Raw genomic sequence first — 3,204 nt, 5'->3', positions numbered from 1 at the left:
AAGACGCCACGCAACCGCTGGCAAGCCTGCCGTTGCTGGACAATCAGCAACGCCGCGAATTGCTCGGCAACTTCAACCCGGCCCTGGTGCCGTTCCCCGAAGGCCTGCTGTTGCAGGAAGTCTTCGAGCTTCAGGTCAAGGCGCGTCCCGAGGCGATTGCCGTGCAGGCCGAAGGCATCGCCCTCAGCTATGCCGAACTCAACGCCCGAGCCAACCGTATCGCCCATCGCCTGATCGCCGCCGGCCTGAACCCGGACGAACGCGTGGCATTGCTGGTGGAACGCAGCCCGGAAATGATCGTCGGCATCCTCGCCATCCTCAAGGCCGGCGGCGCCTACGTGCCGCTCGACCCGAACTACCCGCAGGACCGCCTGCAACATATGCTCGACGACAGTTCGCCACGGGTTCTGCTGAGCCAGGGTAACCTGGCCGAACAACTGCCGGCGTTGTCGCTCACCCACCTGCACCTGGAAGACACCCCGGGCAACGACGCCAACCCACGGGTCAGCGGCCTGACTTCACGGCACCTGGCCTATGTGATGTACACCTCCGGTTCCACCGGCAAGCCGAAAGGCGTGATGCTCGAACACCGTTCGGTGTGCAACCAGATCGGCGCCCTGCAAGAGCGCTACGGCCTCAATCCGCGGGATCGCGTCCTGCAATTCGCCACCATGACCTTTGATATGTCGGTGGAAGAGATCTTCGGCGCGTTGCTGTCCGGTGCCACCCTGGTGCTGCGCAGCGATGCCTGGATCGCCGGTACCGCCGCCTTTGCCGCCCTCTGCGAGCAGTACGCGATCAGCGTGGCCAACCTGCCGACGGTGTTCTGGCAACAGGTGAGCCGCGACGCCGATGTGCCGCTGCCGACCTCGCTGCGTCAATTCATGATCGGCGGCGAAGCCGTGGGCAAGCAGGCCGTGGCCCAGTGGTTCGAACGTGAGGGCCACCGCCCGGCGCTGTTCAACGCCTATGGCCCGACCGAAGCCACGGTCAATGCCTCGATCCGCCTGATGGAACCTGACAACGAGGATTTCCGCTCCATCGGCACGCCGGTGCGCAACACCCAGCTGCATGTGCTGGATGCCGCCGGCCACCTGGCACCGCTGGGCGTGGCCGGGGAACTGCATATCGGTGGTGTCGGCGTGGCCCGTGGTTACCTCAACCGCGCCGAACTGAGTGCCGAACGCTTTATCGCCGACCCGTTCACCACCGATCCGGACGCCCGCCTGTACAAGACCGGCGACCTCGGCCGCTGGCGTGCGGACGGGACCCTGGAATACCTGGGCCGTAACGATGACCAGGTGAAGATCCGTGGTTTCCGTGTCGAACTCGGCGAAATCGAGGCCGTGCTCGCTGCCTGTGCCGGTGTTCGCGAAGCCGTGGTGGTGGCCCGCGAAAGCAAGCCCGGCCAGTCCGACAGCAAACGCCTGATCGCCTACCTGTGCGGTGAGCCGGTGCCAGTCGAACAACTACGTGCTGCCTTGCTGGAAGCGCTGCCGGATTACATGGTGCCGAGTGCCTATGTGCACCTGGAAGCCATGCCCCTGACCCCCAACGGCAAGCTGGACCGCCTGTCCCTGCCCGCACCGGGACAGGACGCCTTTGCCAGCCGTGCCTACGAGGCCCCACGGGGCGAGATCGAACAGATTGTCGCCGGTATCTGGCAGGACCTGCTGGGCATCGAGCAGGTCGGCCGGCACGACCGCTTCTTCGAACTCGGCGGCCACTCGCTGCTGGCCGTCAGCCTGATCGACCGCTTGCGCCAGCACGGCCTCAACGCCAGCGTGCGCACCGTGTTCACCGCCCCCAGCGTGCGGGAAATGGCCCAGGCCATCAGCCGCGACGGCCAGGCGCTGTTCCAGGCCCCGGCCAACCGTATCCCGGCCGACTGCACCCGGTTGACCGCGGATATGTTGCCGCTGGTGGAACTGAGCACCGCCCAGCTGGAACGGATCGTCGCCGCCGTTCCCGGCGGTGCCGCCAATATCCAGGACATCTACCCGCTGGCGCCATTGCAGCAAGGCATCCTCTTCCATCACCTGCTGGGTCATGAGGGCGACGCCTACCTGGTGCGTTCGCTGATCGAGTTCGATGATCGCCAGCGCCTTGATAGTTTTGTCGACGCCTTGCAAGCGGTGATCGACCGCCATGACATCCTGCGCAGCGCGGTGCACTGGGTCGGCCAGCCACAAGCCGTGCAGGTGGTCCATCGCCGCGCCCAGTTGCCGGTCCAGACCCTGACCCTGACGCCAGATGAAGACCCGCGCAGCCAGCTGGAACGCCTGAGCGATCCACGCCACCTGCGCCTGGACCTGCAACAGGCGCCGCTGATGCGCGCCTGCATTGCCCGCGACCCGCACTCCGAGCGTTGGTTGCTGGCCCTGCTCGACCACCATATGATCAGCGACCACGTATCCCTGGGGATCGTGCTCGAGGAAATCCGCGCCCTGATGCAGGGCCAGGCGGCCGAGCTGCCGGCCCCGCACCCCTATCGCGAGTTTGTCGCGCAGATCCTCGCCACGCCGGCCGAGGTCCACGAAGACTACTTCAGCCGCCGCCTGGCGAGCATCGATGAACCTACCGCGCCTTTTGGCGTGCTGGATGTCCAGGGCGACGGTGCCCGGGTCACGGAAACCAGCGTGCGCCTCGATCCGGCCCTGAGCCGCAAGGTCCGCGCCCGCGCGCAAGCCGCCGGGGTCACGCCGGCGGTGTTGTTCCATATAGCCTGGGCCCAGGTGCTCGGGCGCTGCAGCGAGCGCGACGACGTGGTGTTCGGCACCGTGGTCGCCGGGCGTCTGCAAGGCTCGGCCGGGGCGGATCGTGCCCTCGGGGTGTTTATCAATACCCTGCCGGTGCGGGTGCAACTGGCCCGGTTCGGCGTCGCCGCGCTGGTCGACGAAACCTATCGCGACCTCAGTGAACTGCTGGTCCACGAACAGGCCTCCCTGGCCCTGGCTCAACGTTGCAGCGGCGTGGCCGCGGGCCTGCCGTTGTTCACCAGCCTGTTCAACTACCGTCATTCGAGCGATGGCGGTTCCCTGGCCAACCAGGACCAGGTACTGGCCTGGGACGGCGTGCGCTTCCTGAGCAACGAAGCGCGCACCAACTACCCGATCGAAGTGGCTGTTGCCGATGAGGGTATCGATTTCTCCCTGACCGCCCAGGCCATCGAAGGCATCGATCCGCAGCGTATCACCGCCTATT

1 protein-coding gene is annotated in these 3,204 nt (G+C 66.3%); it reads left to right on the top strand.

What is annotated here, in order from left to right; translation table 11 throughout:
* The coding region (locus M5B96_RS32120; RefSeq protein WP_248801158.1) for a non-ribosomal peptide synthetase at positions 1-3,204 on the top strand (3,204 nt) is incomplete at both ends.

Source organism: Pseudomonas sp. MWU13-2105 (genome assembly GCF_023242315.1).
In the GTDB taxonomy this organism is placed as follows: Bacteria; Pseudomonadota; Gammaproteobacteria; order Pseudomonadales; family Pseudomonadaceae; genus Aquipseudomonas.
The sequence above is the reverse complement of the archived record's forward strand: the minus strand, read 5'-3'. Positions and strand labels throughout refer to the sequence as shown.